Origin of the sequence: Acetobacter sp. AAB5 (genome assembly GCF_050106715.1) — a bacterium.
GTDB classification, from domain to species: Bacteria; Pseudomonadota; Alphaproteobacteria; order Acetobacterales; family Acetobacteraceae; genus Acetobacter; species Acetobacter oryzifermentans.
Genome location: NZ_JBNIEW010000032.1, coordinates 1 through 4,341 on the forward strand (window position 1 = coordinate 1; position 4,341 = coordinate 4,341).

5 protein-coding genes are annotated in these 4,341 nt (G+C 53.4%); 4 read left to right on the top strand and 1 reads right to left on the bottom strand.

Features of this window, described 5'->3' with window-relative positions:
- The 4 genes from ACP7IZ_RS13410 to ACP7IZ_RS13425 form a co-directional block, all read left to right on the top strand.
- Nucleotides 1-355: integrase core domain-containing protein (locus tag ACP7IZ_RS13410; RefSeq protein WP_426849655.1), on the top strand; the 355-nt coding region annotated here is incomplete at its 5' end.
- A 435-nt stretch (nucleotides 356-790) separates the two neighbouring features.
- On the top strand, nucleotides 791-2,224 hold the full coding sequence (locus ACP7IZ_RS13415) for a cytochrome ubiquinol oxidase subunit I (protein WP_006115551.1): 1,434 nt from the start codon (nucleotides 791-793) through the stop codon (nucleotides 2,222-2,224).
- A 2-nt stretch (nucleotides 2,225-2,226) separates the two neighbouring features.
- Nucleotides 2,227-3,246, top strand: coding sequence for a cytochrome d ubiquinol oxidase subunit II (gene cydB / locus ACP7IZ_RS13420; protein ID WP_006115550.1), 1,020 nt, complete (start codon nucleotides 2,227-2,229; stop codon nucleotides 3,244-3,246).
- The gene (locus ACP7IZ_RS13425) at nucleotides 3,233-3,382 is read left to right on the top strand and encodes a DUF2474 domain-containing protein (protein WP_007397858.1); all 150 of its coding nucleotides are present in this window, start codon (nucleotides 3,233-3,235) and stop codon (nucleotides 3,380-3,382) included. Before cydB ends, ACP7IZ_RS13425 begins: the two co-directional genes overlap by 14 nt.
- A gap of 66 nt (nucleotides 3,383-3,448) precedes the next feature.
- Here ACP7IZ_RS13425 and ACP7IZ_RS13430 read toward each other — a convergent pair whose 3' ends face one another.
- The gene (locus ACP7IZ_RS13430; RefSeq protein ID WP_006115549.1) at nucleotides 3,449-4,213 is read right to left on the bottom strand and encodes a type IV secretory system conjugative DNA transfer family protein; all 765 of its coding nucleotides are present in this window, start codon (nucleotides 4,211-4,213) and stop codon (nucleotides 3,449-3,451) included.
- Nucleotides 4,214-4,341 lie beyond the last annotated feature (128 nt).

Genomic DNA, 4,341 nt, shown 5'->3' on the forward strand with positions numbered 1-4,341 from the left:
TGACCAACCCCGTAATCGCAATACGGCCTGGTCGCGTCCCATGCGCTTCGACATGATCTGCGAAGCCCACGGGATCGAACATCGTCTGACGAAACCCAATCATCCCTGGACCAATGGTCAGGTTGAACGGATGAACCGGACAATCAAAGAGGCAACCGTCAAACGCTTCCATTACGACAGTCATGAGCAGTTGAGGACACACCTCAACGACTTCATGGCAGCTTATAATTTCGGGCGAAGGCTCAAGACGCTGAGTGGCCTCACGCCTTACGAATACGTCTGCAAAATATGGACTTCAGAGCCAGAAAGATTCATCATCAATCCAACCCATCAAACCCCGGGACCAAACACCTAACTCCGGTGTAAAAGTCATACCTTCTTCCGAGGAAATGATCGGACGGGTCAATCAGGCACTCGGTCGCTGGATTGGTCTTAAGGAAGTCCACTTCGTCAGACATCTGCCCACGACTGTCTCAGGAAAGATCACGCGGAAACTCCTGTTGGTATCTTAACGTTATCAGTCTCGTATAAGATCATTTTTATGAAAAAATGGCGAACTCATACCAGACAATCCGAAGACTCTGCACTTATCAATATGTCATGGTTGAAGGATTATTAGAAAGATGACTGTATGATAACCAAAGACGTTTCCAAAACCAAAACGGAACAGATATACACGCCTATCAGGCAGTGCGAATATTATAACAATAAAACCGTCTGACAGTCTGTCATTTATGGAAATTTTACGTTTCTTATAAATGCGGCTGGATCACGATTTGGGGAATTACCCATGCAACCATCTCACGATATCGCGCTGCTTCTGGCACGCTTCCAGTTCGCCTTTACCGTAGGCGTTCATATTGTTTTTCCCGCCTTCTCAATCGGACTGGCTGCCTATCTGGCCGTGCTGGAAGGATTATGGCTTAAAACCAGGCGGTCAGCTTATCTCGACCTCTACCGATACTGGATCAAGATATTCTCGATCGTCTTTGGCATGGGCGTCGTCTCCGGGCTGGTCATGTCGTATGAATTCGGCACGAACTGGTCGGTCTTCTCCCGGAAAGCCGGCCCTATTACAGGTGTTCTCCTATCGTATGAAGTCATGACAGCCTTCTTTCTCGAGGCGGGCTTCCTCGGGGTCATGCTCTTTGGCATGAACAAAGTAGGACGCGGCCTGCATTATGCAGCAACATGCTGTGTCTCGGTCGGTACACTCATCTCGATGACATGGATCCTAGCGTCAAACTCATGGATGCAGACGCCACAAGGATACACAATTGATGCTGCTACCGGTCGCTTCATACCCGCAGACTGGCTTGCCATTATTTTTAATCCCTCTTTTCCTTTCCGGCTTGTGCATATGGGTCTGGCGGCCTTTCTTTCGGTTGCCTTTATAGTAGGAGCGACAGGGGCGTGGCATCTGCTCAAGGCACGCCGTGCGGGCACACAGGCGAGCGAACCGGTGCGCCTGATGTTTTCCATGGCAATGTGGATGGCTGCCTTCGTTGCCCCGCTACAGGTCCTCGCCGGTGACGCCCATGGGCTGAACACGCTCAAATACCAGCCGGTCAAGATTGCCGCGATGGAAGGGGATTGGGAATCAGAAGCGCGTGCCCCGGAACTGCTGTTCGGTATTCCCAACATGAAAACCGAACATACGGATTATGCTATCAGGCTGCCGCTGGCCGGGTCACTCATCCTGACACATAGCCTGAATGGTAAAGTACCGGGCATGAAGGATTTCCCGCGTGACCAGCGGCCGCCTTCTCCCGTGATCTTCTTTTCCTTCCGCATCATGATCGCGCTGGCGATGCTGATGGTTCTTGTCGGGTTCTGGTCGCTCTGGTTAAGGCGCAGAGGAACCCTGTTTAGCAGTCCAGGATTTCATCGGGTCGCCGTATGCATGGCGCCCACCGGTTTCATCGCATTGTTGTGCGGCTGGGTTACGACCGAGGTCGGCCGTCAGCCCTGGACCGTCTACGGTCTGCTCAGGACATCCGACAGTGTTTCCCCAATCGCCCTGTCCAATATGGCGCTGACGATGACCGTCTTTGTTGTGGTCTACGTAATCGTATTCGGATCAGGGATCGGCATTCTGGGCCGCCTGCTGGCACGCGCGCCACAAGAAGGTGAACATGAAACCAGCCCCTCTCACGCCCCGAATATTCTGGCCACAAGCACTCATCCCAAAGTCATCAATCCCTCTTCTGGCGAAGGAGCCTGAACATGATGGACGTCGCATACTGGCTTCCGATCATATGGGCCGTTATTCTGGTCGCTGCGATCACCATCTATGTCATCCTTGATGGCTTTGACCTTGGCATTGGAATGCTGTTCGCCGTAGAGCGGCATGAAGCCCGCAGGGATGTGATGGTCAACACCATCGCCCCTGTATGGGATGGGAACGAAACGTGGATGGTCCTTGGCGGTGCTACGCTCTATGGGGTCTTTCCTGGGGCCTATTCAACACTACTCCCTGCGTTCTACCTGCCGATCGTGCTCATGCTGGTTGCCCTGATCTTCCGTGGTGTGGCCTTTGAATTTCGTATCATGACACGCGGCACTGGACGCGAAAAACTGTGGGACGCTGGCTTCATGGCAGGATCGGGCATCGCGGCCTTCTGTCAGGGCGCAATCCTTGGAGGGGTCGTCCAGGGAATCAAGGTCGTGGACGGGGCTTTTGTTGGCGGTTCACTGGATTGGCTAACCCCATTCAGCGTGCTGTGCGGAGTGGCCGTCATGTGCGGTTATGCCCTACTGGGTGCAACCTGGCTTATCTGGCGTACGACCGATGTGCTGGAAGCCTCCTGCCGGAAATGGGCGAAGCTGCTGGCGATCGGGCTGTTTGTATGTATCGTAGCTGTCAGCCTGTGGACGCCCATGTTGCACGCACCCTACCTGCGGCGCTGGACCGAGTGGCCAAATATCGCATTTGTCGCACCTGTTCCTCTTCTGGTAATCGCACTGGGTTTTCTGCTGACCATCGGTCTGCGCCGTGGACATTCCAAAGGACCTTTCCTGTGTGCTCTCGGATGGTTCTTTCTCTGCCTGTCCGGCCTCGGGATTACGGTGTGGCCATATGCTGTTCCACCCGAGTTGACGCTGTGGGATGTATCATCTCCCCCTTCCAGTCAGTTTTTCCAACTGGTCGGCACCGTCATCTTGTTGCCGATCATCCTGACCTACACGGTTTACTCCTATCGCGTGTTCCGCGGAAAGGTAACGGAAGCAGATGGCTATCATTGAAATCGTACAAGGCAATGGGGACAACGCGCCCCGGCGACTTAGCCAGCGTATCGGCTGGTTCATCGGCATCTGGGCGCTTAGCACAGTAGCGTTATTCGTAAGTGCCTCGCTTGTTCACCTGATCGTACCAAAATGACTAAACCTGTGGTTGTTTTGACAACCACAGGTTCATTTTTCAACATTGATTATACCCTCTCGAACCTCACCCCAAGTGCTTATTAAACCGATTAGCTGCAATCTTTTCCCTGATTTCAGGCCGCCGGAAATAGATCGGCATTCCACAACGCAATGGGCGACCGCCCCGAACCACAACAAACGCTTCATCCACCCGCGCATCATTGAGCAACTCTTCACGGCGGATCAGGGGACGACTAATTTCGTGGTAGCTGGTGTTCGTACCGCGTGAGCGGTTGCCGGCTTCCCACCCCTTTCCCGACGTGCCGGAATTACTACCTTCGGATGTCGCCATGACGCCATACTGACCAAAGGTTTCTTCTAGTTCCTTTGCCGTATCGAGGTCAGAGATCGCAACATATGTCCGATGCGCGGCCGCCTCGTACCATGCCCGCTTTCCCTCGCGCCCCCATTGTTCTTCAAGCTGGCCGACCGACTGGTAAAGTAGCCTCAGAGTGATGCCATATTTCCGGCCTGCATCCCGCGCCGTTGCCATGATTCGCATCCGCCCAAGACGAGCAACCTCATCCAACAGGAAAAGAACCCGATTCTGGATGTTGCCATCTGCCTCATAAACAGCGTTCAACAAGGCTCCAATGATCGTGCGGCCGATTTCTGGTGTATTTTCCAAGGCTCGCAAGGGCAACTGCACGAAAATATCCGTCTTGCCGTCTACCAGGTCAGACGACCGGAAACTATCTCCTGACACGAGATCTGAGAAAGCGGGATTACTGAGCCAGGATTTCTTGTCATCGGCATTGCCATACACGCCGGAGAATGTCTCATCGACCAATCCCTTAAGCGTGCCGGGGTAATCCCCCCATTTTTAGTGGGGCATTGAATGAGAATTCAGGCAGCTGTTTTTAGTTTCTGGGCGGGGGTTAGCCCGCTGTTCCCCATGTTGGGTCTGTCATGGTTATA